General features: G+C 67.4%; 26 protein-coding genes. 17 read left to right on the forward strand and 9 right to left on the reverse strand.

The features are described 5' to 3' along the window. Positions 1-21: 21 nt before the first annotated feature. Genes ACEYYA_RS03150 through ACEYYA_RS03160 form a run of 3 tightly spaced genes read left to right on the forward strand, consistent with a single transcriptional unit; the run spans position 22 to position 3,102 of the window. Positions 22-2,079: an ASKHA domain-containing protein gene (locus tag ACEYYA_RS03150; RefSeq protein WP_374797497.1), complete on the forward strand. Its 2,058-nt coding sequence runs from the start codon at positions 22-24 to the stop codon at positions 2,077-2,079. 49 nt (positions 2,080-2,128) lie between these two features. Further along, a complete protein-coding gene (locus ACEYYA_RS03155; RefSeq protein WP_374797499.1) occupies positions 2,129-2,365 on the forward strand; it encodes an Lrp/AsnC ligand binding domain-containing protein in 237 nt (78 codons plus the stop codon). Further along, positions 2,365-3,102 (forward strand): SDR family oxidoreductase, encoded by a 738-nt coding sequence (locus ACEYYA_RS03160; protein ID WP_374797501.1) that lies wholly within the window; start codon positions 2,365-2,367, stop codon positions 3,100-3,102. Before ACEYYA_RS03155 ends, ACEYYA_RS03160 begins: the two co-directional genes overlap by 1 nt. Here ACEYYA_RS03160 and ACEYYA_RS03165 read toward each other — a convergent pair. Then, positions 3,099-4,403: a TCR/Tet family MFS transporter gene (locus ACEYYA_RS03165; RefSeq protein ID WP_374797503.1), complete on the reverse strand. Its 1,305-nt coding sequence runs from the start codon at positions 4,401-4,403 to the stop codon at positions 3,099-3,101. The genes ACEYYA_RS03160 and ACEYYA_RS03165 overlap by 4 nt on opposite strands. A gap of 89 nt (positions 4,404-4,492) precedes the next feature. Here ACEYYA_RS03165 and meaB point away from each other — a divergent pair, with 89 nt between their 5' ends. Then, the gene (meaB, locus tag ACEYYA_RS03170) at positions 4,493-5,485 is read left to right on the forward strand and encodes a methylmalonyl Co-A mutase-associated GTPase MeaB (RefSeq protein WP_374797505.1); all 993 of its coding nucleotides are present in this window, start codon (positions 4,493-4,495) and stop codon (positions 5,483-5,485) included. Positions 5,486-5,550: 65 nt separating this feature from the next. Here meaB and ACEYYA_RS03175 read toward each other — a convergent pair whose 3' ends face one another. Then, entirely contained in the window at positions 5,551-6,153 is a 603-nt protein-coding gene (locus tag ACEYYA_RS03175; RefSeq protein ID WP_374797507.1) for a glutathione S-transferase family protein, read from the reverse strand. Positions 6,154-6,225: 72 nt separating this feature from the next. Here ACEYYA_RS03175 and ACEYYA_RS03180 point away from each other — a divergent pair, with 72 nt between their 5' ends. Continuing rightward, positions 6,226-6,939 carry a helix-turn-helix transcriptional regulator gene (locus ACEYYA_RS03180; protein WP_374797509.1) on the forward strand — a complete coding sequence of 238 codons (714 nt, stop codon included), beginning with the start codon at positions 6,226-6,228 and terminating at the stop codon, positions 6,937-6,939. Here the strand turns inward: ACEYYA_RS03180 and ACEYYA_RS03185 are convergent. Beyond that, positions 6,912-7,175, reverse strand: a complete 264-nt coding sequence (locus tag ACEYYA_RS03185; RefSeq protein ID WP_374797511.1) for a BolA family protein — start codon at positions 7,173-7,175, stop codon at positions 6,912-6,914. The two genes, ACEYYA_RS03180 and ACEYYA_RS03185, sit on opposite strands and share 28 nt — an antisense overlap. A 114-nt stretch (positions 7,176-7,289) precedes the next feature. Here ACEYYA_RS03185 and ACEYYA_RS03190 point away from each other — a divergent pair, with 114 nt between their 5' ends. Beyond that, positions 7,290-7,910, forward strand: a complete 621-nt coding sequence (locus ACEYYA_RS03190) for a J domain-containing protein (protein ID WP_374797513.1) — start codon at positions 7,290-7,292, stop codon at positions 7,908-7,910. A gap of 132 nt (positions 7,911-8,042) precedes the next feature. Continuing rightward, positions 8,043-8,291 (forward strand): hypothetical protein, encoded by a 249-nt coding sequence (locus ACEYYA_RS03195; RefSeq protein WP_374797515.1) that lies wholly within the window; start codon positions 8,043-8,045, stop codon positions 8,289-8,291. Between the two features lie 13 nt (positions 8,292-8,304). Here the strand turns inward: ACEYYA_RS03195 and ACEYYA_RS03200 are convergent, their stop codons facing one another. Continuing rightward, positions 8,305-9,273, reverse strand: a complete 969-nt coding sequence (locus tag ACEYYA_RS03200) for a DUF808 domain-containing protein (protein ID WP_374797517.1) — start codon at positions 9,271-9,273, stop codon at positions 8,305-8,307. A 139-nt stretch (positions 9,274-9,412) separates the two neighbouring features. Here ACEYYA_RS03200 and cobS point away from each other — a divergent pair, with 139 nt between their 5' ends. After that, on the forward strand, positions 9,413-10,393 hold the full coding sequence (gene cobS, locus ACEYYA_RS03205) for a cobaltochelatase subunit CobS (protein ID WP_374797519.1): 981 nt from the start codon (positions 9,413-9,415) through the stop codon (positions 10,391-10,393). Positions 10,394-10,527: 134 nt separating this feature from the next. On the opposite strand, the gene ACEYYA_RS03210 is transcribed toward cobS, so the two are convergent. Beyond that, a complete protein-coding gene (locus ACEYYA_RS03210; protein ID WP_374797521.1) occupies positions 10,528-11,109 on the reverse strand; it encodes an NADPH-dependent FMN reductase in 582 nt (193 codons plus the stop codon). 127 nt (positions 11,110-11,236) lie between these two features. Between ACEYYA_RS03210 and ACEYYA_RS03215 the strand changes: the two genes are divergently transcribed. Next, the gene (locus ACEYYA_RS03215) at positions 11,237-11,569 is read left to right on the forward strand and encodes a winged helix-turn-helix transcriptional regulator (protein ID WP_374797523.1); all 333 of its coding nucleotides are present in this window, start codon (positions 11,237-11,239) and stop codon (positions 11,567-11,569) included. Positions 11,570-11,626: 57 nt separating this feature from the next. Beyond that, the gene (cobT, locus tag ACEYYA_RS03220) at positions 11,627-13,492 is read left to right on the forward strand and encodes a cobaltochelatase subunit CobT (protein ID WP_374797525.1); all 1,866 of its coding nucleotides are present in this window, start codon (positions 11,627-11,629) and stop codon (positions 13,490-13,492) included. On the opposite strand, the gene ACEYYA_RS03225 is transcribed toward cobT, so the two are convergent. Next, positions 13,493-14,428 carry a Hint domain-containing protein gene (locus ACEYYA_RS03225; RefSeq protein WP_374797527.1) on the reverse strand — a complete coding sequence of 312 codons (936 nt, stop codon included), beginning with the start codon at positions 14,426-14,428 and terminating at the stop codon, positions 13,493-13,495. It lies immediately after the preceding gene. A gap of 129 nt (positions 14,429-14,557) precedes the next feature. Between ACEYYA_RS03225 and ACEYYA_RS03230 the strand changes: the two genes are divergently transcribed. Then, entirely contained in the window at positions 14,558-15,337 is a 780-nt protein-coding gene (locus ACEYYA_RS03230) for an SDR family oxidoreductase (RefSeq protein WP_374797529.1), read from the forward strand. A gap of 41 nt (positions 15,338-15,378) precedes the next feature. Then, positions 15,379-16,506, forward strand: coding sequence for an ABC transporter ATP-binding protein (locus ACEYYA_RS03235; RefSeq protein WP_374797531.1), 1,128 nt, complete (start codon positions 15,379-15,381; stop codon positions 16,504-16,506). A gap of 30 nt (positions 16,507-16,536) precedes the next feature. Here the strand turns inward: ACEYYA_RS03235 and ACEYYA_RS03240 are convergent, their stop codons facing one another. The 3 genes from ACEYYA_RS03240 to ccmI are packed head-to-tail and all read right to left on the reverse strand — an operon-like array spanning position 16,537 to position 18,768. Then, positions 16,537-16,773 (reverse strand): DUF1289 domain-containing protein, encoded by a 237-nt coding sequence (locus ACEYYA_RS03240; protein ID WP_374797533.1) that lies wholly within the window; start codon positions 16,771-16,773, stop codon positions 16,537-16,539. After that, positions 16,763-17,245 (reverse strand): Holliday junction resolvase RuvX, encoded by a 483-nt coding sequence (ruvX, locus tag ACEYYA_RS03245; protein WP_374797535.1) that lies wholly within the window; start codon positions 17,243-17,245, stop codon positions 16,763-16,765. The genes ACEYYA_RS03240 and ruvX overlap by 11 nt, the downstream gene beginning before the upstream one ends. Continuing rightward, positions 17,242-18,768: a c-type cytochrome biogenesis protein CcmI gene (ccmI, locus tag ACEYYA_RS03250; protein ID WP_374797537.1), complete on the reverse strand. Its 1,527-nt coding sequence runs from the start codon at positions 18,766-18,768 to the stop codon at positions 17,242-17,244. The genes ruvX and ccmI overlap by 4 nt, the downstream gene beginning before the upstream one ends. 170 nt (positions 18,769-18,938) lie before the next feature. Here ccmI and ACEYYA_RS03255 point away from each other — a divergent pair, with 170 nt between their 5' ends. From ACEYYA_RS03255 to ACEYYA_RS03275, 5 genes are all read left to right on the forward strand, one after another. Beyond that, positions 18,939-20,189: a sarcosine oxidase subunit beta family protein gene (locus ACEYYA_RS03255; RefSeq protein WP_374797539.1), complete on the forward strand. Its 1,251-nt coding sequence runs from the start codon at positions 18,939-18,941 to the stop codon at positions 20,187-20,189. Between the two features lie 142 nt (positions 20,190-20,331). After that, the gene (locus tag ACEYYA_RS03260; protein WP_374797541.1) at positions 20,332-20,685 is read left to right on the forward strand and encodes a hypothetical protein; all 354 of its coding nucleotides are present in this window, start codon (positions 20,332-20,334) and stop codon (positions 20,683-20,685) included. Positions 20,686-20,817: 132 nt separating this feature from the next. Continuing rightward, positions 20,818-21,123, forward strand: coding sequence for a sarcosine oxidase subunit delta (locus ACEYYA_RS03265; RefSeq protein WP_374797543.1), 306 nt, complete (start codon positions 20,818-20,820; stop codon positions 21,121-21,123). Further along, the gene (locus ACEYYA_RS03270) at positions 21,120-24,065 is read left to right on the forward strand and encodes a sarcosine oxidase subunit alpha family protein (RefSeq protein ID WP_374797545.1); all 2,946 of its coding nucleotides are present in this window, start codon (positions 21,120-21,122) and stop codon (positions 24,063-24,065) included. Before ACEYYA_RS03265 ends, ACEYYA_RS03270 begins: the two co-directional genes overlap by 4 nt. After that, positions 24,058-24,597: a sarcosine oxidase subunit gamma gene (locus tag ACEYYA_RS03275; RefSeq protein WP_374797547.1), complete on the forward strand. Its 540-nt coding sequence runs from the start codon at positions 24,058-24,060 to the stop codon at positions 24,595-24,597. The genes ACEYYA_RS03270 and ACEYYA_RS03275 overlap by 8 nt, the downstream gene beginning before the upstream one ends. Positions 24,598-24,652 lie beyond the last annotated feature (55 nt).

Genomic DNA, 24,652 nt, shown 5'->3' on the forward strand with positions numbered 1-24,652 from the left:
CCCGTCAGACAGGACGATCCGATGACCGACAACCGCGATCCGCTGGTGATCTTCACCCCCTCGGGCAAGCGTGGCCGGGTTGCTGCCGGCACCCCGGTTCTGACCGCCGCGCGGCAGTTGGGCGTTGATCTGGATTCGGTCTGCGGCGGGCGCGGCATCTGTTCCAAATGCCAGATCGCGCCCGGTCTGGGTGAGTTCGCCAAACATGGCGTGACGGTGGAAGCCGACGCGCTGTCGCCCGTCAACGCGGTCGAGGAACGCTATGACCGGGTGCGCGGCCTCAAGCCCGGTCGCCGTCTGGGCTGTCAGGCGCTGATCCAGAAGGATGTGGTCATCGACGTGCCGCCGGAAAGCCAGTTGCACAAGCAGGTGATCCGCAAATCCGCGACCGAACGCGCCATGGTGATGGACCCGGCGATCCGGCTTTATGTGGTGCAGGTCGCCGAACCCGACATGCACGCCCCCGAGGGCGATTTTCAGCGGCTGGCGATGGCCTTGGCCGAGCAATGGCAGATCACCGGCCTGACCGCTGATCTGGCCGCGCTGCAAGCCCTGCAAAAGGTGCTGCGCAAGGGCAATTTCACCGTCACGGCGGCGGTGCATCGGGATCAGACCGGGGCCGCGCCGCGTCTGGTCGGGCTGTGGCCCGGCCTGCGCGATGCGCCGGCTTACGGCCTGGCCATCGACCTGGGGTCCACCACCATCGCCGGGCATCTGGTGGCGCTGGATGACGGGCGGGTGCTGGCCTCATCCGGGCTGATGAACCCGCAGATCCGTTTTGGCGAAGATCTGATGAGCCGCGTCAGCTATGTGATGATGAACCCGGGCGGCGAGGTCGAGATGACGGCTGCCGTGCGGCAGGCGCTGTCGACCCTGGCCGAGGCGCTGGCGACCGAGGCGGCAATCGATCCCCGCGACGTGCTTGAGGCGGTGATCGTCTGCAACCCGGTCATGCACCACCTGCTGCTGGGCATCGACCCGGTGGAACTGGGTCAGGCGCCCTTTGCTTTGGCCACCGGCGACAGCCTGTCGCTTGCGGCAGCCGAGATCGGCCTGACCAGCATCGGCGCTTCGGCGCGGGCCTATGTGCTGCCCTTGATCGCGGGCCATGTCGGCGCCGATGCGGCGGCGGTGGCGCTGTCCGAGGCGCCGCAGGACAGCGATGATCTGGTGCTGGTCGTCGATGTCGGCACCAATGCCGAGATCCTGCTGGGCTCGCGCGCGACCGGCGTGCTGGCCTGTTCATCGCCCACCGGCCCGGCGTTCGAGGGCGCGCAGATTTCCAGCGGCCAGCGTGCCGCGCCGGGCGCCATCGAACGCATCCGCATCGACCCGGTGACCAAGGAACCCCGCTTCCGTGTCATCGGCAGCGAGTTGTGGTCGGATGATCCGGGCTTTGCCGAGGCGACGGCGAAAACCGGCGTCACCGGGATCTGCGGATCGGGCATCATCGAGGCGGTGGCCGAAATGCGGGCGGCGGGGCTGGTCGACGCTTCGGGTCTGATCGGATCGGCCGAACAGACCGGCACCGCGCGGTCTGAGCCGATGGGGCGCACCCATGCCTATCTGATCCATGACGGATCAGCGCAGGGCGGCCCGCGCATCACCGCGACGCAAGGCGATATCCGCGCCATCCAGCTTGCGAAATCGGCGCTTTACGCAGGGGCGCGGCTGCTGATGGACGAGATCGGGGCGGAGACCGTCGATCGCGTCGTGCTGGCCGGGGCCTTTGGCGCCCATATCAGCCCGCGCCATGCGCTGATCCTGGGCATGATCCCCGACGCGCCCGAGGATCGCGTGACAAGTGCGGGCAATGCCGCCGGAACCGGCGCGCGCATGGCTTTGTGTTCGGTCGCCGAACGCGCCGCGATCGAGGCGCAGGTCCGCCGCATCACCAAAATCGAAACCGCCATCGCGCCGAAGTTTCAGGATCATTTCGTCGCCGCGAACGCCATCCCCCATGCCACAGACCCGTTTCCGAAACTGACCGCCGTGGTGCCGCTACCCAATGTCAGCTTCAACACCGGCGGCGGCGATGAGGGCGGCGGCGGTGGCCGACGGCGGCGCAGCCGGGGTTGAGCCGCGCCCCGCGCCCGTCTAGCGTGGCCCGAAACAGAAAGGGGCCACCATGCGCTGCGTTTTCGTTCAATTCCGTTGCCACCCGGGCCAGACCTATGCCGTGGCCGAAGCCATCTATGACCGCGAGGTGGTCAGCGAGCTGTTCTCGACCTCGGGCGAGTATGACCTGATCGCCAAGGTCTATGTCGCCGAAGATCAGGACATCGGGCATTTCCTGAACGAAAAGCTGTTCGACATTCCCGGCATCTCGCGCACGTTGACCACCATCACGTTCCGGGCCTTCTGATGGCCGGGGTGATGGTCATCACCGGCGCCAGCGCCGGGATCGGGCGGGCGGTGGCGGAACGGGCGCTGGCCGATGGCTGGTCGGTTGCGATGCTGGCCCGGCGGGCCGATGTGCTGGCCGATCTGGCGGCGGGCCAGCCGCGCGCTTTGGCCTGCGCCTGTGACGTCACCGACAGCGCGCAGGTCGAGGCCGCCTTTGACGCGGCCACGGCGCGGTTCGGGCGCATCGACGTGGTGTTCAACAATGCCGGTGTGCTGCCGCGCGCGGGCACGATCGACACGATCAGCGATGCCGACTGGGCGCAGGGGCTGGCGGTCAACCTGACCGGCATGTTCAACGCCGCCCGTGCGGGCTTCGCGCGGATGCGCGCGCAAGACCCGCAGGGCGGGCGGATCATCAACAATGGATCGGTCAGCGCGCAGGCGCCGCGCCCCGGTTCGGTGATCTATACGACCACCAAGCATGCAATCACCGGGCTGACGCGGACGCTGGCGCTGGACGGGCGGGCCTTTGGCATCGCGGCCGGGCAGATCGACATCGGCAATGTGCGCACCGATCTGGCCGATCAGATTGCGCGCGGCGTGCCGCAGGCCGATGGCAGTATCCGCGCCGAACCGATGATGGACATGGGTGCGGTCTGCGATGCGGTGATGACCATGGCCGCGATGCCGCCGGGGGCGAATGTGCTGAACCTGACGGTGATGGCCAGTTCGATGCCGCTGGTCGGGCGCGGTTAACGGGCGCTGTCCGCAGCGACGCGCCGCCCGCCCAACCCCTTGCGCCGGGGCGGACGCGGCAGCATCAGGATCGCCACTACCATCAAACCGGCGGCCAGCAGATAGGGCGCGCCCGGCACCTGCATCGGCGCCTTTTCCGAGGTGAAGAACGAAAACGCCCAGGTCATCAACAGCGGTGACAGCGCGGTGGACAGCGCCGTCAGCGACCCCAGCACGCCCTGCAACTCACCCTGTTGGTCGGCGGGCACGGCGTTCGACATGATCTGTTGCAGGCCCGGCCCGCCAAAGGCCGCAAGTGCCGCAAACGGGGTAAAGAACAGCGCCGCCGTGCCGGATGTGACAAGGCCGTAAAAGACGCAGGCCATCACCTCCAGCACGAAGCTGAGAAAGACCGCGCGCGGCGCGCCAAGCCGTTTGATGACCGGCCCGACCAACATGGTGTTCACCACAGCCATCGACACGCCGAACAGGGCCAGCGACAGGCCGATCATCGCCGGTTCCCATCCGAAGCGGGCCTTGGCCCAAAAGCTCCAGATTGCGGGATAGACGAACATCGCCAGCTGGAAGATCGCAAAAACGATCAGATAGGGCCGCAGCCGCCGCATCTTGCCGATCGCCGCGAACGAGGCCAGCGGATTGGCCCGCGACCAGGTGAACGGGCGGCGGATGCGGTCGGTGACGGTTTCGGGCAGCACGAACCAGCCGAACACCAGGTTCGCCGCCGCCAGACCGCCCGCGATCCAGAACGGCGCGCGCAGGTCGATATGCGCCGCCGCTCCGCCCAGCACCGGGCCGAGCACGAAACCGATACCGAAGGCCGCGCCGATCAGGCCGAAGTTGCGCCCCTTTTGTTCGGGCGGCGAGATGTCGGCCATATAGGCGGTCGCGGTTGAATGGGTGGCGGCGCTGATGCCGCCGATGATGCGCGTGGCCAGCACCAGCCAGACGGTATGGGCCAGGGCCATCGCCACGAAATCGGCCGCCATCACCAGCAGCGCCAGCAGCATCACCGGCCGCCGCCCCCAGCTGTCGGACAGGTTGCCGATGATCGGCCCGAACAGGAACTGCATCGCCGCATAGGATGTCGACAGGATCCCGCCCCAGATCGCCGCCTGCGCCAGCGTGCCATGGGTCAGTTCCTCAAGCAGATCGGGCATGACCGGAAAGATGATCCCCATCCCGGTGGCATCAATCAGCACGGTCAACAGAATGAAAAGACGGGCGCGGCGATCTGGGGTTGTCATGGGATTCTCTCTGGCCGCCAGATGTGGCACGAAGCCCGGCGCAAGGGAAGCGGGCATAAGCTGGCGCGCGACGTCACAGCGCGGCCCCCGGTGCTGGACAAGCGCGCCCGGCGCGGGCAGTCTGCGGCCAAGCCCAAGGACAGACCGTGACCGACGAACGCCGCCCTTTCCCGACGCCCGACCCGCAGGACATCCTTGCGGGCAATCGCCGCGCCCTGGCCCGCGCGATCACCCTGATCGAAAGCCAGCGTCCCGATCACCGCGCCGCAGCCGAGCGGCTGCTGGCAACCCTCGCGGGGACAGGTCGTCAGGCGCTGCGCATCGGCCTGTCGGGCACGCCGGGGGTCGGCAAATCCACGCTGATCGACGCCTTCGGCAGCCATCTGACCGGGCAGGGGCTGCGGGTGGCGGTGCTGGCGGTCGATCCCTCCAGCGCGCGGTCGGGCGGCTCGATCCTGGGCGACAAGACCCGGATGGACCGGCTCGCGCGTGACGCGCAGGCCTTCATCCGCCCCTCGCCCAGCCAGGCGCATCTGGGCGGCGTCGCCCGCCGCACGCGCGAGGCCGTGGCTTTGTGCGAGGCGGCGGGCTTTGACGTGGTGTTGATCGAAACCGTCGGCGTGGGGCAGTCGGAAACCATGGTCGCGGACATGTCCGACCTGTTCGTGCTGTTGATGGCCCCGGCGGGGGGTGATGAGTTGCAGGGCGTCAAGCGCGGCATCATGGAAATGGCCGACATGATCCTGGTGAACAAGGCCGATGGCGATCTGGAACCTGCCGCGCGCCGCACCGTGGCCGATTACGCGGGCGCGCTGCGATTGCTGCGCAAACGCCCGCAAGACCCCGAGGGCTTTCCGCTGGCGATGCCGGTCAGCGCCGTGACCGAGGCGGGGCTGGCCGAGGCCTGGGCCGCGATGCAACGCCTTGCCGAGTGGCGGCGCGACAAGGGGTTTTTTCACCGCACCCGCGCCGCACAGGCCCGCCGCGCCTTTGAAACCGAACTGCGCGAGGGGCTGCTGGCCCGCCTGACCGCCGATCCGGCCCTGCGCGCCGCGATGGATCAGGCTGGCGCGGCGGTCGAACAGGGCCGCGCCGCCCCCTCGGCTGCTGCCGCCGACGTGCTGGCCCGCCTCGGCTGATCTTTCTTCTTGGCGAAAGTATCCCGCGGGTGAGCGCGTAGCGCGAGGGGGCAGGCCCCTCTGGCTCAGCCCGCTGCGTCCTGCGCCTTGGCCCAGGCCAGCGAGGGCCGCGCCAGCACCCGGCCGACCCAATCCCGGATCGCCGGACGGTCGTCGGGCAACATGTCGGGGAAATAGCCAAAGGGGCTGGCGATCAGCAGGTCGGCGGCGCTGAAGCGATCGCCCAGCAGATACGGCCCCTCGGCCAGTGCCTGATCCAGCCGGTCAAACATCGCGGGCATGTCGCGGAAGGTCGCCATCAGCGCCGGATGCGACAGGCCCAGATAGTCGAAGATCATGACCGGCTCGACGACGCCCTGGTAATAGGACAGCCAACTGACATAACGCCCGCGCCCCGGCTGGTCGGGCAGCGGGCCAAGCCCCGTCGCCGGAAAGCGGTCGGTCAGATACAGGCAGATCGCACCGCGTTCGCGCAGCCAGTCGTCGCCGTCGGTCAGATAGGGCACCTTGCCCTCGGGGTGCGGATTCGCCGCATCGCGCGCGCCGCTGCCATCCTGGCGGGGGATGTCGACACGCACAAGGTTCACCTGATCGACAGCATCCAGTTCGCGCAACAGCGCCAGTATCAGGGTCGAACGGCTGTTCGGGGCGTGGTAGAAGGTCAGCATGGCACAGTCTCCTTGCGGGGTTGATGCACCTGTCATAGCTTGGGCCTGCTGACAGAAACCGGCAGGATGACGATGGCCCGCCCTGACCGCCTGATGCGCCTGATGGATGCGCTGCGCCGCCTGCCCGCGCCGGTGACGGCTACCCGTCTGGCGGCCGAGACCGGCGTCAGCCCGCGCACGCTCTACCGCGACATCGCCACCCTTCGCGCGGGCGGCGCGCTGATCGACGGTGAGGCGGGCGTGGGCTACCGCCTGACCGAAGACCCCGCCTTGCCGCCGCAAACCTTCACCCGGCTTCAGATCGAGGCGCTGATCCTGGCGGTTGGCCGGCTGTCGGAAATGGGCGATGCCGATCTGACGGCGGCGGGCGATGCGGCACTGGCGCGGATCATCGCCACGCTGCCCGAACGACAGATGCGGCAGGCCGCGCATCGGGTGATCCGCTGTTTCCCGCAGGCCCCCGCGCCCGCGCCCGGCGTCGACATGAACCTGATCCGTCAGGCCTGCTGGGACGAGACCAGCCTGCAGCTGACCTATACCGACCTGATGGGCGCCACCACCACGCGCGAGATCTGGCCGCTGGCGCTTGGCTATTTCGACCGTAACCTGATGCTGGTCGCGCATTGCTGCTTGCGCGGCACCTTTCGCAGCTTCAACGTCGCGCGCATGGTGTCGGTCGTGCCCGGCGGCGGCAGCTTTGCCCCGCGCCGTGTGGCGTTGCTGAACGATTACATCGCCCTGCGCCAAGGCGGCGCGCCTTACCCCAGATCCAGCGACAGCGCGTGAATGCGCGCCACCAGATCGGCGCCGAGCGCCTGATGCACGGCGCGGTGGCGGGCCACGCGCGACAGCCCGGCCAGCCCCGGCGCGCGCAGGCGGATCTGGAAATGGGTCTGGCCACCCTCGCGCCAGCCGGCATGGCCACGGTGCTGTTCGCTGTCGTCACGCACCTCGATCTCGGTCGGCTGCAAGGCCGCCAGCCGGTCGCGCATCAGCGCCGCAATGCTGTCCTGCTTGTCCATCTTTTTCCGCCCTTTCCCGGTTCGGGGGTTTTGCCCGCCCGCCGCTTTGCCTAAACTGCCCGCCCCGAGTTGGAAAGCCGACTCGGGCAACAGGCAGCAGACCGGCAGAGACAGATGACCAAGAACGATCCCTTTGGCTTTGACCTATCCGCGGCAAGCGACAAGAAAAAGCGTGCCAAGGGTCGCCGCGGCATGTCGGGCGCGTTCGAGACCGCCGGGCGGCGCTGCGATCATCCGGGCTGCGATCTGCCTGGCACCTTCCGCGCGCCGCGTTCGCCCAAGGCGCTGGATGACTATCTGTGGTTCTGCAAGGATCACGTCCGCGAATACAACCTGAAGTGGAATTATTTTCAGGGGCAAAGCGACGAGGAGTTCCAGAAGTTCCTGGACAACGCGACCGTCTGGGAACGCCCGACCCGCCCCTTTGGCCGCGCCGCCGATGACGCGCGGCTGGGCCTTGGCGGGCTTAGCGATCCGCATGGCCTGACCGGCGAGGGCGCTGCCACCGCCCGCCCCACTGCCGCGCGCAAACTGCCCCCGACCGAACGCCGGGCGCTGGACATCCTGGATGCCCGCGACACCATGACCCGCGCCGAGATCCGCAAGCAATACAAATCCCTGGTCAAGGATCTGCACCCCGACATGAACGGCGGCAACCGCGACGACGAGGACCGCCTGCAAGAGGTCGTCTGGGCCTGGGATCAGATCAAGGACAGCCGCAACTTCAAGGATTAAGCCGCCTGCGCGGCAGGGGCAGATGATGAACGGCGCAGGTATCAAGGCCTGTATCATCGCGCAGCCCATGCCGGCGGCTTTCTCAACCTGACCGCGCTGACCGCGCGCTGGACAGGGCGCAGCCTGTGGCTGTTGGACGGCCCCGGTCAGGCGCTGCCCGCCTGGGGGTTCCGGCTGGTGTTTCTGGCGCTGATCCTTGTGCCGCCCTTGCGGATAGGCTGGTCGGCGGCCTGGATCTTCCCCATCCTGGTCTTACTCGGCGCCTGCGGCGCGCAGCTGGCGCAGGGCTGGATGGGGCTGTCGTGGCGGATCGGCGCGGACGCCGGCCAACTGGGGGCGCTGGTCAAGGACGGCCCGTTCGGCCGCGACCTGCCGCGCTAAGGGCGCGCGGCGCTTAATGCGCCGCAGCCTTGCCCGTCAGCTTGCCGATCAGCGGGTTGATGACATGCGTGGCGACCGGGATCAGCGCCAGCCCCAGGATCAGCCCGATCACCCCGTCCAACGCCGCCGTCACCAGCCAGTTCACAAAGCCCGCCGCCTGCGGCACCGCATGGGCGGCACCTTCGGCCAGGTGGTGAATGGTGTTGTAAGGCTCATGCACGCCAAGTTCATGCAGGCCATGCACGACGATATTGCCCCCCACCCAGATCATTGCCGCCGTGCCGATGATGGTCAGCGCCTTCATGAAGCCGGGCATGAAGCGCAGGATGCCGCGCCCCAGCGAGGCGGTGGCGCGGCGGCCGTTTTCGGCCATATGCAGGCCGATGTCGTCCATCTTCACGATCAGCGCGACACCGCCATAGACCAGAGCGGTGATCGCCACGGCGACCGCGAACAGCACGCCGCCCTGCATCCAGACCGTCTGCCCCTCGGGCAGGGTGGCAAGGGCGATGGTCATGATCTCGGCCGACAGGATGAAGTCGGTCTTGATCGCGCCCGCGACGCGCTCTTCCTCAAGCCGGACGGGATCGACGTCATTATCGACATGACCATCGGCATGGGGCGTGTGCGGGTTCAGCCAGTGCCAGACCTTCTCGGCGCCCTCGAAGCACAGATAGGCGCCGCCGATCATCAGCAGGGGCGCGATGGCCCAGGGCGCAAACGCCTTCAGCAGCAGCGCGATCGGCAGCAAGATCACCAGCTTGTTGAAGATCGACCCCTTGGCGATCTTCCAGATGATCGGCAATTCGCGGTCGGCGGAAAAGCCGGTGACATAGCGCGGCGTCACGGCCGCATCGTCGATCACCACGCCGCTGACCTTGGCCCCGGCCTTGACCGTCATGCTGGCCACATCGTCGACCGATGCCGCCGCGACCTTGGCGATCCCCGCCACATCGTCCAGAAGTGCCAGAAGTCCGCTCATCCGCGCCGTCCCCATATTGTTGAGCCCTGAATAGCACAGGGTTTGCGCGCTGCAACGGCCCAGCACGGGGGAAGGTTCCGGCCTTGCGCCCACCGGACGAATGTTTCATGTCTGCGGGGTGATCTGGAAAGGGCAGGCTATGGACGCGCAACTGGACCCCAAGGCGAAACCGACCGAGGATATCGACATCCGCGATGTGTTCGGCATCGACAGCGACATGAAGGTGCGCGCCTTTGCCGAGCGCAGCGACCGGGTGCCGGAACCGGACCCGACCTACAAGTTCGACCCCGATACCACCCTGGCGATCCTGGCGGGCTTTGCCTATAACCGGCGGGTGATGATCCAGGGCTATCACGGCACCGGCAAATCCACCCATATCGAACAGGTGGCGGCGCGGCTGAACTGGCCCTGCGTGCGGGTGAACCTTGACAGCCACATCAGCCGTATCGACCTGATCGGCAAGGACGCGATCAAGCTGCGCGACGGCAAGCAGGTGACCGAGTTCCACGAGGGCATCCTGCCATGGGCGCTGCGCAATCCCGTCGCCATCGTATTCGACGAATATGACGCAGGCCGCGCCGATGTGATGTTCGTGATCCAGCGCGTGCTGGAACATGATGGCAAGCTGACCCTGCTGGACCAGAACGAGATCATCACCCCGAACCCCAACTTCCGCCTGTTCGCCACCGCCAACACCGTGGGTCTGGGCGATACGACCGGGCTCTACCACGGCACCCAGCAGATCAACCAGGCACAGATGGACCGCTGGTCGCTTGTCGCGACCCTGAACTATCTGTCGCATGACGCGGAATCTGCGATCGTTCTGGCGAAATGCCCGCATTACAACACCGAAAAGGGCCGCAAGCAGATCAGCCAGATGGTGACGGTCGCGGACCTGACCCGCACCGCCTTCATGAATGGCGACTTGTCCACGGTGATGTCGCCGCGCACAGTCATCAACTGGGCGCAGAACGCCGAGATCTTCCGCAATATCGGCTATGCCTTCCGGCTGTCTTTCCTGAACAAATGCGATGAACTGGAACGTCAGACCGTGGCCGAGTTCTATCAGCGCCTGTTCGACGAGGAACTGCCCGAAAGCGCAGCGGCCAAGGCCGGTTGAGAGGTCGCAGCGGGGGCTGGCTGCCCCCGCACCCCGCGCGTATTTGGGCAAGAAAGACATCATCTTCCGCTTTGCCCAAATACTCCGGGGGGTGAGCGCGGTACGCGCGAGGGGGGCAGCGCCCCCCTTTTTGCTTAGCTGCGTGCGGCCTTGGTGGCTTTGGTCCACCAGGTCAGATCGTCCAGCAACCCATTCAGCGAGTTCTTCAGATTGCCCTCGATCGCCGACATGTCCTTGTCGGACCCCAGCGGCGAGACGGTAAAGAAATCCGCGCCGCCGATGTGAACGGACGAACGCACCGGCACCATCTGCAATTCGGTGGCGATATTGCGCAGATGTTGCAGCGCGAAGGCGCCGCCCATCGACCCATAAGCGACCGCGCCGATCGGCTTGCGGTTCCACTCCTTGTAGGCCTGATCGAAGGCGTTCTTCAGCGCGCCGGTGATCGACCGGTTGTATTCGGCCATCACCACCACGAAGCCATCATATTTAGCCAGCGTCTTTTGCCACTTCACCGCCTTGTCGTCCTCGGACGGCACCCAGGCGTTCGAGGCCTTTTCGTTGAAGAAAGGCAGGTCGAAATCCCGGAGGTCCAGCAGGTCGAAATCCAGTTCGGCGTGATCCTTGACCTGATCCATGAACCAGTTCGCAGGTTTGTCGGCAAAGCGGGTGTCGCGGGTCGAGCTGACGATCACGCCGATTTTGGGCTTGGACATTTGGGTCTCCGTTCGTATGTAAGTTTCAATTCGTAACTATGGATCAGCTAGAGACCGGATAGGCGACATGCAAGAAGGCACTTTGAAGAAACCTTGGACCACGCATGAAACCGGCACCTGCCAAAGGATGAGCGAGCTTCTGTCGCGGATCGGGGACAAATGGACGCTGCTGATCGTGCGCGCGCTTGGCCCCGGCCCGTTGCGGTTCAACGCGCTGAAGCGTGAATTGGGTTCCATTTCGCAGAAGATGCTGACCCAGACCCTGCGCCATCTGGAACGCGACGGCTTTGTGACGCGCACCGTCACGCCCACCACGCCGCCGCAGGTCGAATATGCGCTGACGACGATGGGCGCCGATCTGTTCCGTCCGATCGACGCCTTGGCCGAATGGGTCTGGCATCATGCCGATCACATTGACGCCGCGCGCTCGCAGTATGACGGGCGCGCCGCAGGGGTTTAGCAGGGTCGCGCGACGCGCCCCTTTGACATGGCCGGGGAATTGGATGAAACCGGTTTCATGAAAGCCACCGACAACCCCGCCGATCCGTTCAAGAAGGCCCTGGCCGAGGCCACGCGCACCTTGGCCGATGATGCCGACCTTAGCGTCACCTATAGTGTCGATCCGGCCGGGGTGGCGGGCGATGTCATGCGTCTGCCGCAGATCAGCCGCCGCATGACCCGCGATGAGGTTCTGGTGGCGCGGGGCACCGCCGATGCCCTGGCGATGAAGCGGCGCCATCACGACCCCGCCTTGGGCATGCGCTTCACCCCGCCCGGCGCGATGGCACGTGAGCTTTACGAGGCGATGGAAACCGCCCGGTGCGAGGCTTTGGGTGCCCGCGACATGCCCGGCACGTTGTCGAACATCGACGCCAAGATCGCCCATGACGCGGTGAAGCGCGGCTATACCAGCCTGCGCTCGCGCGAGGAAATCCCGCTGGCGGTCGCTGCCGGTTATCTGCTGCGCGAGGCCGCGACCGGGCGCGCGCTGCCCGCCGGGGCGGCGCAGGCCGCTGATCTGTGGCGGCCCTTTGTCGAACAGGCCGCCGCCGGATCGCTGGCCGATCTGACCGGCGCCCTGTCCGATCAGGCGGCCTTCGCGCGGCTGGCGCGCAAAGTCATTGCCGATCTGGGCTATGGCGACCAGTTGGGCGACGACCCCGACCAGCCCGACGAGGATGAGGGCGGCGACGAGCAGGGCGAGGAAGAGCAGCAGGACAATCAGGGCCGCGACGAGGATCAGCCCGACGAATCCGAGGCCAGTTCCGAACAGACCCAGGATGAGCAATCCGACCCGTCCGAGGCGCGCGTCAGCATGGATGAGCTGGCCGAGGACGAGATGTCGGACGAGGCCGACTTGCCCGAGGCCGACGCCCCGCTGGAACCGCCGCCGCCCCCACCGGTCAGTGAGGCCGATCCGCATTACAAGGTCTTTACCGAGGACCATGACGAGGAAATCCGCGCCGAGGATCTGGCCGAGCCGGTCGAGCTGGAGCGCCTGCGCGCCTATCTGGACCGCCAGCTTGAGCCGCTGAAAGGTGCCGTCAGCCGTCTGGCGAACAAGTTGCAGCGCCGCCTGCAAGCCCAGCAGAACCGCAGTTGGGAGTTCGACAAGGAAGAAGGCATCCTTGATGCTGGTCGTCTGGCGCGGGTGGTGGCGAACCCGACCACACCGCTGTCATTCAAATGGGAAAAGGATACCGAGTTCCGCGACACGGTGGTGACGATCCTGATCGACAATTCCGGGTCGATGCGGGGCCGGCCGATTTCCATCGCCGCGATCTGCGCCGACGTGCTGGCGCGCACGCTGGAACGCTGCCAGGTGCGGGTCGAGATCCTGGGCTTTACCACCCGCGCCTGGAAGGGCGGCCAATCGCGTGAGGCCTGGCTTGCCGCCGGTCGGCCCGCCCAGCCGGGCCGCCTGAACGACCTGCGCCATATCATCTACAAATCCGCCGATGCCCCCTGGCGGCGCGTTCGGCCCAACCTGGGCCTGATGATGAAGGAAGGCCTGCTGAAGGAAAACATCGACGGCGAGGCGCTGGAATGGGCGCACCGCCGGATGCTGGCCCGCCCCGAGGCGCGGCGCATCCTGATGGTGATTTCCGATGGTGCGCCGGTCGACGACAGCACCCTGTCGGTCAATGCCGCCAGCTATCTGGAAAAGCACTTGCGCGACGTGATCGCCATGGTCGAACGCCGTCGCGCGGTCGAGCTGATCGCGATCGGCATCGGCCATGACGTGACCCGCTATTATCAGCGCGCGGTCACCATCACCGATGTCGAGCAACTGGCGGGGGCGATGACCGAACAGCTTGCGGCTCTGTTCGACAATGACCCCCGCGCGCGGGCGCGGTTCATGGGGATTCGCCGGGCGTCGTGATCAGCGCCCGGCGTCGACCGCGTAATGCGGGCGGTGACGCATCGCGGGAAAGCGGTCGCGCAATTCGCGGGCCATCGGTTCGGGGATCTGGCGCAGCGTCGCCTCGGTCACCAGATGGCTTTCGCAGGGGATGCCTTCGGCATAAATCACCTCGTGCTGGTCGAACACCAGGGCGAACAGATCGACGATTCCTTCGGGCAATGGGCAGATCGTCTGGCTGTCGACCAGGTGGCGCGCCTCGATCAGGACGCCATGGCGCGCGCCTGTCAGCCCGGCCCATGCGGCGCCTTCCTCATGCGGGAAAACGAACATGCGCTGTGTGGGGGCGACGATCAGGTCATCCAGATTGCCCAGGCAGCCGGCGCGGAACACGATCGGTGCCAGCGGGCCGCCGCCAGCCAGCGATGACTGGCCGATCCAGCGCAGGGGCTGGCCGCCGTGATCGCGCGTCAGCACCAGATCGCCGGGCTGCAACCGCTCGATCGGGCGCGACGATCCATCGGCCAGGATGATCGCGGTGCCCGCCGAGAACGCCGCGATCACCGAGCCCAGCCCCTCTAGCGGGCCACTGTAAGGGGTCGCCTCGATCAGCGTGTAATCCTCGCCGATCAAGAGTGGGCTTTGCGGCAGGATCAGCAGCCCGTCATTGCGGTGCAGCACCACGACCATGACCGATTCACCGCGCGATGACATCAGGTGGTGGCGCGCGACCGGATTGGCGGCGGGCACGGCATTGGCCTGGCCGTCGACCGGAATCAGGATGCGCTGCGCCTGTGCGCCTGGCGTCAGGGCATAGACATCGCCGGGGTTCACCTGATCAGCCAGCCCCAGGCTGTCGCCGGTGCAGATGCCGCGGATGACGCTGAAATCGGACGCGGCGAACACCTCGACCTGGATGTCGCTGCCGGCGTGAAACGGGGTAGGGCTAGGGCACATCTTGGGAAACCAACCAGTTTGCCGCGCGACGATAGCGGGCTTCACGGGCGCGCGAAAGCACCCTTTGCCCCCTTTCACCCCCGGCCCGCCCCTGTTAGCGATAGGCAAAGGGCCAAACAGGGGGATCGCATGGATCTGGGTATCCGGGGGAAACGCGCGCTGGTTTGCGCCTCGTCCAAGGGCTTGGGGCGGGGCTGTGCCGAGGCCTTGGCCGAAGCCGGTTGCGATCTTGTGCTGAATGCGCGCGGTGCCGACGCGCTGGAGGCGACCGCGGCCACCATCCGCGATCGTTTCGGTGTGCAGGTGGCCACCGTTGCGGCCGATATCACCGACGAGGCCGGTCGCGCCGAGGTGCTCGCGCAAGCGGGCGATGTCGACATTCTTGTGACCAATGCCGGCGGGCCGCCCCCCGGCACCTGGACCAACTGGTCCGAGGCCGACTTCCTGGCCGCGATCCGCGCCAACATGCTGACGCCGATCGCGCTGATGCAGGCCATGGTGCCGGGGATGGCCGCGCGTGGCTGGGGACGGGTGGTCAACATCACCTCGCAATCGGTCAAGTCGCCGATCCCGGTGCTAGGCCTGTCGAACACCGCCCGCGCCGGGCTGACGGGCTTTGTCGCGGGCATGTCGCGGCAGGTCGCGGGGCAGGGGGTGGCGGTGAACAACCTCCTGCCGGGCCTGCATCAGACCGATCGGTCCGACAGCCTGGATCGCGGCGCCGCGCAGACGGCAGGCATCACGCTGGATCAGGCGCGGCGCGACCGGCAGGCGACCATTCCCGCCGGGCGCTACGGCACCCCGGCCGAGTTCGGCGCCGCCTGCGCCTTTCTGTGTTCGCAGCACGCCGGCTTCATCATCGGGCAGAACATCCTGCTGGATGGCGGCGGGTTCAACTCGGTCATGTAGCGTGGCTTGAAGCGGCGTGGGCGGGCTGGTAGGGAACGCGCATGTCCGACCAAAACGATCAGCCAGTCCCCTCGCATATCGCCCCGCCCCGGCTTGAAGTGCGCGATCTGGTGCGCCGCTTTGGCGGGCGCGCCGTGGTCGATGGCGTGTCCTTCGGCATTCAGGCGGGGCAGGTCGCCTGCCTGCTGGGTCCGTCGGGCTGCGGCAAGTCGACCACGCTGCGGATCATCGCGGGTGTCGACAAGCAGGACAGCGGGTCGATCCATGCCGATGGCCATCTGATCTGTGACACGGTGTTCCGCATCCCGCCCGAACGCCGCGCCATTGGCCTGATGTTTCAGGATTTTGCGCTGTTTCCGCATCTGACGGTAGCGCAGAACGTAGGCTTCGGGCTGAAGGGCGGGGTCGCCGCGCATCCGGCGCGGGTGCGCGCGCTGCTGGAGCGGGTGCATCTGGCCGCCCATGCCGACGATTACCCCCATGCCCTGTCAGGGGGCGAGCAGCAGCGCGTGGCCCTGGCCCGCGCCCTGGCCCCCAGCCCGCGCATCCTCTTGATGGATGAGCCGTTCTCGGGCCTGGACGAACGCCTGCGCGACGACATCCGCGACGAGACGCTGGCGCTGCTGAAAGAGGAAGGCACCGCCGTCCTGCTGGTCACCCATGACCCGGTCGAGGCGATGCGGATGGCCGACCAGATCCTGCTGATGCGCGATGGCCGCATCGTGCAGCGGGGTGCGCCCTATAACCTGTATAACGCGCCCGTCGACCTTCAGGCGGCGGCGTTTTTCAGCGACATCAACGTGTTGCATGGCACCAGCCGGGGCGCGCTGACGCAGACGCCGTTCGGTGATTTCCTGACGCCGGGGCTGGCGGATGGCACGCCGGTCGATATCGTGATCCGCCCCCAGCATCTGAAGATCGACTTTGACCGCGCCGGCAAGGGCCCCGCGCCGACCACACAGGACGGCACCGCCGCCCGCGCCTGCGTGCAACGCGCCCGCTTCATCGGTCGGGAATCGCTGGTCGAGTTCAGGATGGACGCCGATGGCTCGATCCTGCGCGCGACCGTGCCGAATGTGTTCCTGCCCAAACCCGGCACCTGCATGTGGCTGATGCTGCGCCGCGACCGGGTGTTCGTCTTTCCGGCGGCACGCGATCAAGGGCCGTAGGGCCGTGCGTATTTGGACAAGGAAGATGGGCTAGTCGCCCGCCGGGTTCTGGCGCCTGCGACCGCCACGGCGTTGGCGCAGGCGGGGCGCGCGGGCGGGCAGCTCGGCCAGGACGGCGCGGCGGGCATCGGCGTCCATGGCGGACCAGCCTGCGATCTCATCCAGGGTGCGCAGGCAGCCGATGCACAGGCCCTCGGCCTTGTGGATCACGCAGATCTTGACGCAGGGGCTTTGCGGCTCGTCGCGGGTCCAGACCTCATCCGTCATCACGCGGCCCCAGATGGCGCAGCCGGTCCAGCGCGCCTTGCAGGATATAGCCCGCCGCGACGTGATCGATGACTTCGGCCCGGCGCTTGCGGGATGTGTCGGCCTCAAGCAGGGCGCGTTCGGCGGCGACGGTGGACAGCCGTTCATCCCAGAAGGCGATGGGCAGGTCGGTCAGCCGTTCCAGATTGCGGGCAAAGGCGCGGGTCGATTGCACGCGCGGGCCTTCGCTGCCGTCCATGTTCAGCGGCAGGCCCAGCACGAAGCCCTGCAGGCCGCGCGCCTCGGCCAGTTGCAAAAGTGCTGCTGCGTCGGCGGTGAACTTGCTGCGCTTGATGGTGCTGAGCGGCGTGGCGACCTGCCGGAAGCTGTCGGACACCGCGACGCCGATGGTCTTGGTGCCCAGGTCAAGCCCCGCGATGGCGCCGATGCGGGGCAGTTCCTCGGCCATCACGCTCATGTCGGCGCAGATCATGGTGTGACGCCCGCGGCGGTAGCGGCGGCGCGCAGCCGGTCAAGCGTCGCGGCATCGCCCGCGAAGGCGGCCTGCGCCTTGTCCCAGGCGGCCTTGGCGCGGTCGGGGGCGTTGATTACGGTCAGCGTGTTGAACAGCCGTTCCCATTCGTCGGCGCTGCCGCCCTCGGTCATCAGCCGGGTTTCCAGCTGTTCGACCATCTGGGCGATCATCGCCTGACGATCCTCGGGGGACATCGCTTGGGCGTCCTCAATCTGTTGCTGGCTCGGCCCCGGCGCGGGGGATGCGCCCTCGACCAGCCCGGCCTGAGTGGCGCCTTGGGTGACGGTGGCCAGGGCCTCAGGCTGGTCGGCAAAACGGGTCTGCGCCTCGGTCCAGATGGCGCGGGCACGGTCGACCTCACCCAGCACGGCCAGGCTGCTGATCAGCCGCGACCATTCGTCGGGCGTGCCGCCTTGGGTCGCCAGGCGTTCGTTCAGCCCCTCGACCATCTGGCGGATCATCTGCTGGCGATCTTCCGGCGCCATGTCGCCAGCGGCCTGCATCTGCGCGGCATCCGGGCCGGGCATCATCGGCGCACCCGCCTGCGGCGCGACATAGGTGCGGTCGCCCGCGAACCAGGCCAGATCAGCGATCGAGGCGCGCACGAAGGGGATCCACGGATCGTCCTGCGGGCCTTGCTCCAGCAGGCTGCGCCAGACCGGGAAGGCCTTGTCGGGACGGCCGTTCTGGGCCAGCAGCAGGCCCGCATAGAACCGCGCGCGGCCGTTCAGCGGATCCATCTTCAGAGCCTGCATGACGGCGGTCTCGGCCTCGGGGGTGACGGTGCCGCCGGCGGCGCGGGTCATCAGCTCGCCCAGGATGGCGTGATCTTCGGCCGTCGCCTGATCGCCGATGACCGCGATCCGGTGCTGCTGGGCGCGCCAGGCGGCGGGGAAATTGCCCACGCGGGCCTCGCTGTCGGACAGGAATTGCAGGCCCTGCGGATCGTCGGGATTGTCGGCCACGGCCTTGCGCAGCTTGTCCAGGATGTCGGCAAAATCCTGCGGCACCTCGGGCTTGGGCTGGGTCGGGGCGGCCTCGGCTTTGGCTTGATCGGGGCGGGCGGCATAGCTGCGGTCGGCGGCGGCGATGCGGGCGGTGATCGGCTGATCGGATGCGGCGGGCTGGCCCAGATGGGCGTAAAGCGCAAAGCTGCCGGTGACGGCGGCGACCGCCGTGATGGCCCCGGCCAGACGCATGGCAGGCGGCAGGGCACGGGGCGCGGCGGCGGCCTGGCGGGCGCGGTCGGCCTCAAGCATCCGGCGCGAGATTTCGGTGCGGGCGCGCGCGGCCTCATCCGCCGACAGGGTGCCGCGCTCGGCATCGCGGTCGACCTCGGACAGTTGATCCCGATACAGGCGCAGGTCGTATTCCGCCGCCTCGACGCCGCGCGTATCGCCGCGCCCCGGCCGCATCAGCGGCCACAGCAGCGCCATTGCCGACACAAGCGCCACCGCCACGATCACAAGCCAAACCGCCATCATCCGTCCTTTCGATTTCCCCCCGTTTAGGCCGAAGCCGGGCCACACAAAAGCCCCAAGCGGCAGTCGGGGGCGCGGGGCAATGTCGCATTTGTCGCTCTTGTGCCGCTTTGCGTGGTGATCCATCAAGGCAATCGGGCCATTCATATGATGACCACCGGAGGGTTCAGATGCGCCGCTATTCCGTCTTTGCCATCGCGCGCGAGGCGCTGCGTTTCCATCAGGGCTGGGAAAAGGCCTGGCGCAGTCCGCAGCCGAAGGCCCGCTATGACGTGATCGTGGTGGGGGCAGGCGGGCATGGGCTGGCCACCGCCTATTACCTGGGAAAGAACCATGGCATCACCAATGTCGCGGTCATCGAAAAGGGTTGGCTGGGCGGCGGCAATACCGGGCGCAACACCACGATCATCCGGTCGAACTATTTGCAGGATCCCTCGGCTGCGATCTATGACAAGGCGTTGAAACTGTATGAGGATCTGAGCCAGGATCTGAATTACAACGTGATGTTCAGCCCGCGCGGCCTGCTGATGCTGGCGCAGACCGAACACGAGGTGCGCGGCTACAAGCGCACGGTTTACGCCAACAACCTGCAGGGCGTGTCGACCGAATGGATCGGCCCGGAACGGGTCAAGGAGCTGGCGCCGATCATCGAACTGGGCGGCCCCCGCTATCCGGTTCTGGGGGCGCTTTATCAGGCGCGCGGCGGCACCGGGCGGCATGATGCGGTGGCCTGGGGCTATGCCCGCGCGTGCAGTGCCATGGGCATGGACATCATCCAGAATTGCGCCGTCACCGGCATCGACCGTGGCCCGGATGGCGCGGTGACCGGGGTGCAGACCACGCAGGGCGCCATCGGCTGCGGCAAGCTGGCGCTGGTCGTCGCCGGTCATTCCAGCGTGTTGGCCGATATGGCGGGGTTCCGGCTGCCGATCGAAAGCATGGCGCTTCAGGCCCTGGTCAGCGAGCCGATCAAGCCCTGTCTGGATGTGGTCATCATGGCCAACACAGTGCATGGCTATATCAGCCAGTCCGACAAGGGCGAGATGGTGATCGGCGGCGGCACCGACGGCTTCAACAACTACAGTCAGCGCGGGTCGTGGCACCATGTCGAGGAAACCGTTCGGTCGCTGATCGAGACCTTCCCGATGCTGTCGCGGCTGAAGATGCTGCGGCAATGGGGCGGCATCGTCGACATGACCGGCGATCGCAGCCCGATCCTGTCGGCCACGCCGGTGCCGGGCATCTTCGTGAACTGCGGTTGGGGCACCGGCGGCTTCAAGGCAATCCCCGGTTCCGGCTGGGCCATGGCCGAACTGGTCGCCAAGGGCCAGCCCGGCCCGCTGGCCGAGGCATTCGGCCTGAACCGTTTCCGCGAGGGGCGGTTCATCGACGAATCGGTGGCCGCGGGGGTGGCGCATTGATGGGGCCTGATGCGGCGGAAAAACGCTTTCCCGCTTATGTAAAAAATCTATGTCACATGTGGAACCGCGCGGGCCTGCCCGCGTTGAATGCAGCAGCGTGCCGGGTGTTGCCGGTGCCATATGTCCCTGAGGAGCCCCAATCATGGTCAACCACAACCACAATCACAACCCGAACCCGAACCCGCAGTCGTCGAACTCGGGCCTGTATTTCATCGTTGGAGCGGTCGTCGTCGCGATCGCCGCGATCATGTGGTATCTGTCGGGCGGTGACACGGCTGTCACCACGTCCACCACCCCGGCTACCGACCCGGCGCCCGCCGCCACCGGCGACACCAATGTCAATGTCACCACGCCGCCCGCCACCACCACCCCCCCGGTCGTCGTCGAGACCGCCCCGGCTGGCGAAGCCCCGGCCGCGACCGAGCAGGCCCCGGCTGGCATGTCGGGCATGGACGGCATGTCGGGGATGTCGGGCACTACTGCCCCGTCGAACTGATCTGACGCCTTTCGCGGCAGCGGGCCTTGGCCTGCTGTCGCCGACTGCGGACGGGCGCGCCCTTTGGGGTCAGCGCCCGTTTTCGCATGTTTTCGCCTTGAAATCCGCCCTGACAGAAGAACGAGGTGCGCCATGCTGGTGCTGACCTGCCCTTATTGCGGCGTCAAAGCCTGTGAAACCGAACTGACCCCCGGGGGCGAGGCGCATCTGAAGCGTTTCGGCCCCGGATCGTCGGATGCCGATTTTGAAAGCTACATGTTCGACCGCGCCAACCCGCGTGGCCTGCATTTTGAACGCTGGCGACACAGCTATGGCTGCGGCAAATGGTTTCTGGCGGCGCGCGACACCGTGACCTTGCAGGTCTTCGGCACCTATCCGGCGCAGACATCGGCCCCGCCGGCCGAAATCGTCGCCAAAGCCGAAGGGGGGCGCGCATGAGCCATCGTTTGCAGACTGGCGGTCGGCTGATTGACCGCTCGCGCCCGCTGACGCTGACCTTCAATGGCGCGCCGGTGCCGGGCTATCAGGGTGACACGCTGGCCTCGGCGCTGCTGGCGGGCGATCATGTGATGGTCGGGCGGTCATTCAAATACCACCGCCCGCGCGGCATCGTCGCCTCGGGGGCCGAGGAACCGAATGCGCTGGTCGGCCTTGGGGCTGGCGCGCGGTTCGAGCCGAACCAGCGGCTGACCACGACCGAGGCCTTTGACGGGGCCGAGACCGCCAGCCAGAACCACTGGCCCAGCCTGCGGTTCGACATCGGCGTTGTGAACGACTGGTTCTATCGCTTTCTGCCTGCAGGGTTTTACTACAAGACCTTCATGGCGCCGCGCGCGGCATGGAAACACGTGTTTGAACCCATCGTCCGGCAATCGGCGGGCCTGGGCAAGGTGCCCAAGGGCCGCGATGCGGATCGCTATGAACAGGCCTATGACCATGCCGATGTGGTGGTCGCGGGCGGCGGCGTGGCGGGGCTGGCTGCCGCGCTGGACCATGGCCGCGCCGGTCGCCGGGTGCTGGTGCTGGAACAGACCGCGCATTGGGGTGGCCGCGCGCCCGTCGATCACGCGCTGGACGGGGCGAGCGTTCAGGGCCAGCCTGCCGCCGACTGGGTGGCGGCGGCGCTGGCCGAATTGCAGGGCATGGCCAATGTGACCCTGCGGCGGCGCTGCATGGTCTCGGGCCTGTATGACCATGGCTATGTTCTGGGCTATGAGCGGCTGGCCGATCACACGCCGGGCGATGGCCGCCCGCGCCACCGGCTGTGGCGCATCCGCGCCGGGCAGGTGGTAGTGGCGACCGGCGCGATCGAGCGGCCGATCTCATTCGCGGGCAATGACGTGCCGGGCGTGATGCTGGCCAGCGCGGTGCGCGACTATATCGTCAACTGGGCGGTCGCGCCGGGGCGGCGGATCGCGGTGGTGACGACCAATGACGATGGCTATCGCACGGCGCTGGCCGCGCTTGATGCCGGGCTGGATGTGCCGGTGGTGCTGGACGCGCGGCCCGTGGCCGATGGCGCCCTGCCACAGGCGGCACGGGCGCGCGGCATCCGGGTGCTGACCGACCGCGGCGTCGCCGCCGTTCATGGCCGGGGCCGCGTCACCGGCATCGACATCTGCGCCCAGTCCGGCGCAGGCGATGTGACCGAAAGCCTGTCCTGCGATTGTCTGGCGATGGCGGGCGGCTGGTCGCCGGTCGTGCATCTGTGGTCGCATTGCGACGGCAAACTGACCTGGGATGACGGCCAGGCCATGTTCCGCCCCGACCCGTCGCGCCCGCCGCGCGGCGATCAGGGGCAGCCGCTGGCCGAATGTGTCGGCGCGGCCTTTGGCGACCTGCGACTGACCGGCCTGATCGACACGCCGGATGAGGCCGCGCCGATGCCCGTCTGGGTGATGCCCGCGCAGGCACCGATCCAGAAGCGGTTCAAGATGTGGCTGGACTATCAGAACGACGTCAAGGTCAGCGATGTGCAGCTTGCCGCACGCGAGGGTTACGCCAGCGTCGAACACACCAAGCGCTACACCACGTTGGGCATGGCCACCGATCAGGGAAAATTGTCCAACATCAACGGCCTGGCCGTGCTGTCCGAGGCTTTGGGCCGCCCGATCCCGGCCACCGGCACCACCACTTTCCGCCCGCCCTATACCCCGATCAGCCTGGGCGCCATCGCCGGCGAGGCGCGCGGCGCGATCTTCCAACCCCTGCGCCGCACGCCGATGCATGGCTGGCACGAAACGCGCGGCGCGATCTGGGAACCCGTGGGCCTGTGGCGCCGCCCCTATACCTATCCCCGCGCGGGCGAGGACAAGCACGCCAGCGTGGCGCGCGAAATCAACGCGACACGCAACGGGGTGGGGATGCTCGATGCCTCGACCCTGGGGAAGATCCTGGTCAAGGGCCCGGATGCGGGCCGGTTCCTGGACATGCTCTATACCAATGTCATGTCCAGCCTGCCGGTCGGCAAATGCCGTTACGGGCTGATGTGCAACGACAACGGCTTTCTGATCGACGATGGCGTGGTGGTGCGCCTGGCCGATGACGAATGGCTGTGCCACACCACCACTGGGGGCGCCGACCGCATCCACGCCCATATGGAGGATTGGCTGCAATGCGAATGGTGGGATTGGCAGGTCTATACCGCCAACCTGACCGAACAATTCGCGCAAGTGGCGGTGGTCGGCCCCAAGGCGCGGCTGCTGCTGGAAAGGCTGGGGGGGATAGACCTGTCGGCGGCGGCGCTGCCCTTCATGGGCTGGGTCGCGGGCGATCTGGGCGGCATCCCGGCGCGCATCTATCGCATCAGTTTCTCGGGCGAATTGTCCTTTGAAATCGCCACGCCTGCCGCGCGCGGGCTGGAGCTGTGGGAACGCCTGATGGCGGCTGGCGCCGATCTGGGCGTCACCCCCTACGGGACCGAGGCCCTGCACGTCATGCGCGCCGAAAAGGGCTTCATCATGATCGGGGATGAGACCGACGGCACGGTGATCCCGCAGGATCTGGGCCTTTCCTGGGCGATCAGCAAGAAAAAGGCCGATTACATCGGCAAGCGCGCGCAGGAACGCAGCCATATGGCCGATCCGCGCCGCTGGCAATTGGTCGGGCTGGAAACGCTGGACGGCAGCGTGCTGCCCGATGGTGCGCTGGCGGTGGCCGATGGCGTGAACCCCAATGGACAGCGCAACACCCAGGGGCGGGTCACCTCGTCCTATCATTCGCCGACCTTGGGCAAGGGGATCGCCATGGGCCTCGTCCTGCACGGCCCCGACCGGATGGGCGAGGTGCTGGACTTCCCCACCGATGCGGGCAAGGTGGTGCAGGCGCGGATCTGCGACCCGGTGTTTTATGACAAAGAGGGGGCCAAGCAGAATGTCTGACCGGAACGAACCCCTGGCCCGGATCGACGGGCCGCTGGCCGATGCCCCGGCGATGATCGGTCTGCGCGGCGATCTGTCGGATCCGCGCATCGTGACGGGCATCACCGCCGCAACCGGCTGCGACATGCCCGCCCCGCGCGGGATCGTGGAGGCGGGCGCGCGCAGCCTGGGCTGGATGTCGCCTGATGAGCTGATCCTGATGCTGCCCGCCGCCGATCTCGCCGATGTGCTGGACGCGCTGGCTGATGCGCTGGCCGGGCTGCACCATCTGGTCGTCGATGTCAGCGACATGCGCGCCATGTTCCAGATCACCGGGCCGCGCGCCGATCAGGTGTTGATGAAACTGACGCCCGCCGATGTCGCGGGCGTGGCGGTGGGCGAATTGCGCCGGTCGCGCGTGGCCCAGGTCGCAGCCGCGTTCTGGCGGGTGGACGGCGGCTGGCGGCTGGTCTGCTTCCGCTCGGTCGCGGTCTATATGCGTGATTTGCTGGACACTGCGGCGCAGCCAGGTGGCGACCTGGATCCGCAGTAGGTGACGGCGCTCCTGCCGGGCGGGTCGGGTGGTCGCGCCGGGGGCGCTTCACTGG

Source organism: Paracoccus zhouxuedongae (assembly GCF_041927815.1).
In the GTDB taxonomy this organism is placed as follows: Bacteria; Pseudomonadota; Alphaproteobacteria; order Rhodobacterales; family Rhodobacteraceae; genus Paracoccus.

Coding starts and splice junctions, on each gene's coding strand:
- ACEYYA_RS03150 (WP_374797497.1), top strand. CDS start 22: ATGACCGACAACCGCGATCCGCTGGTGATCTTCACCCCCTCGGGCAAG.
- ACEYYA_RS03155 (WP_374797499.1), top strand. CDS start 2,129: ATGCGCTGCGTTTTCGTTCAATTCCGTTGCCACCCGGGCCAGACCTAT.
- ACEYYA_RS03160 (WP_374797501.1), top strand. CDS start 2,365: ATGGCCGGGGTGATGGTCATCACCGGCGCCAGCGCCGGGATCGGGCGG.
- ACEYYA_RS03165 (WP_374797503.1), bottom strand. CDS start 4,403: ATGCCCGCTTCCCTTGCGCCGGGCTTCGTGCCACATCTGGCGGCCAGA.
- ACEYYA_RS03175 (WP_374797507.1), bottom strand. CDS start 6,153: ATGCTGACCTTCTACCACGCCCCGAACAGCCGTTCGACCCTGATACTG.
- ACEYYA_RS03180 (WP_374797509.1), top strand. CDS start 6,226: ATGGCCCGCCCTGACCGCCTGATGCGCCTGATGGATGCGCTGCGCCGC.
- ACEYYA_RS03185 (WP_374797511.1), bottom strand. CDS start 7,175: ATGGACAAGCAGGACAGCATTGCGGCGCTGATGCGCGACCGGCTGGCG.
- ACEYYA_RS03190 (WP_374797513.1), top strand. CDS start 7,290: ATGACCAAGAACGATCCCTTTGGCTTTGACCTATCCGCGGCAAGCGAC.
- ACEYYA_RS03200 (WP_374797517.1), bottom strand. CDS start 9,273: ATGAGCGGACTTCTGGCACTTCTGGACGATGTGGCGGGGATCGCCAAG.
- cobS (WP_374797519.1), top strand. CDS start 9,413: ATGGACGCGCAACTGGACCCCAAGGCGAAACCGACCGAGGATATCGAC.
- ACEYYA_RS03210 (WP_374797521.1), bottom strand. CDS start 11,109: ATGTCCAAGCCCAAAATCGGCGTGATCGTCAGCTCGACCCGCGACACC.
- ACEYYA_RS03215 (WP_374797523.1), top strand. CDS start 11,237: ATGAGCGAGCTTCTGTCGCGGATCGGGGACAAATGGACGCTGCTGATC.
- cobT (WP_374797525.1), top strand. CDS start 11,627: ATGAAAGCCACCGACAACCCCGCCGATCCGTTCAAGAAGGCCCTGGCC.
- ACEYYA_RS03225 (WP_374797527.1), bottom strand. CDS start 14,428: ATGTGCCCTAGCCCTACCCCGTTTCACGCCGGCAGCGACATCCAGGTC.
- ACEYYA_RS03230 (WP_374797529.1), top strand. CDS start 14,558: ATGGATCTGGGTATCCGGGGGAAACGCGCGCTGGTTTGCGCCTCGTCC.
- ACEYYA_RS03235 (WP_374797531.1), top strand. CDS start 15,379: ATGTCCGACCAAAACGATCAGCCAGTCCCCTCGCATATCGCCCCGCCC.
- ACEYYA_RS03240 (WP_374797533.1), bottom strand. CDS start 16,773: ATGACGGATGAGGTCTGGACCCGCGACGAGCCGCAAAGCCCCTGCGTC.
- ruvX (WP_374797535.1), bottom strand. CDS start 17,245: ATGATCTGCGCCGACATGAGCGTGATGGCCGAGGAACTGCCCCGCATC.
- ccmI (WP_374797537.1), bottom strand. CDS start 18,768: ATGGCGGTTTGGCTTGTGATCGTGGCGGTGGCGCTTGTGTCGGCAATG.
- ACEYYA_RS03255 (WP_374797539.1), top strand. CDS start 18,939: ATGCGCCGCTATTCCGTCTTTGCCATCGCGCGCGAGGCGCTGCGTTTC.
- ACEYYA_RS03260 (WP_374797541.1), top strand. CDS start 20,332: ATGGTCAACCACAACCACAATCACAACCCGAACCCGAACCCGCAGTCG.
- ACEYYA_RS03265 (WP_374797543.1), top strand. CDS start 20,818: ATGCTGGTGCTGACCTGCCCTTATTGCGGCGTCAAAGCCTGTGAAACC.
- ACEYYA_RS03270 (WP_374797545.1), top strand. CDS start 21,120: ATGAGCCATCGTTTGCAGACTGGCGGTCGGCTGATTGACCGCTCGCGC.
- ACEYYA_RS03275 (WP_374797547.1), top strand. CDS start 24,058: ATGTCTGACCGGAACGAACCCCTGGCCCGGATCGACGGGCCGCTGGCC.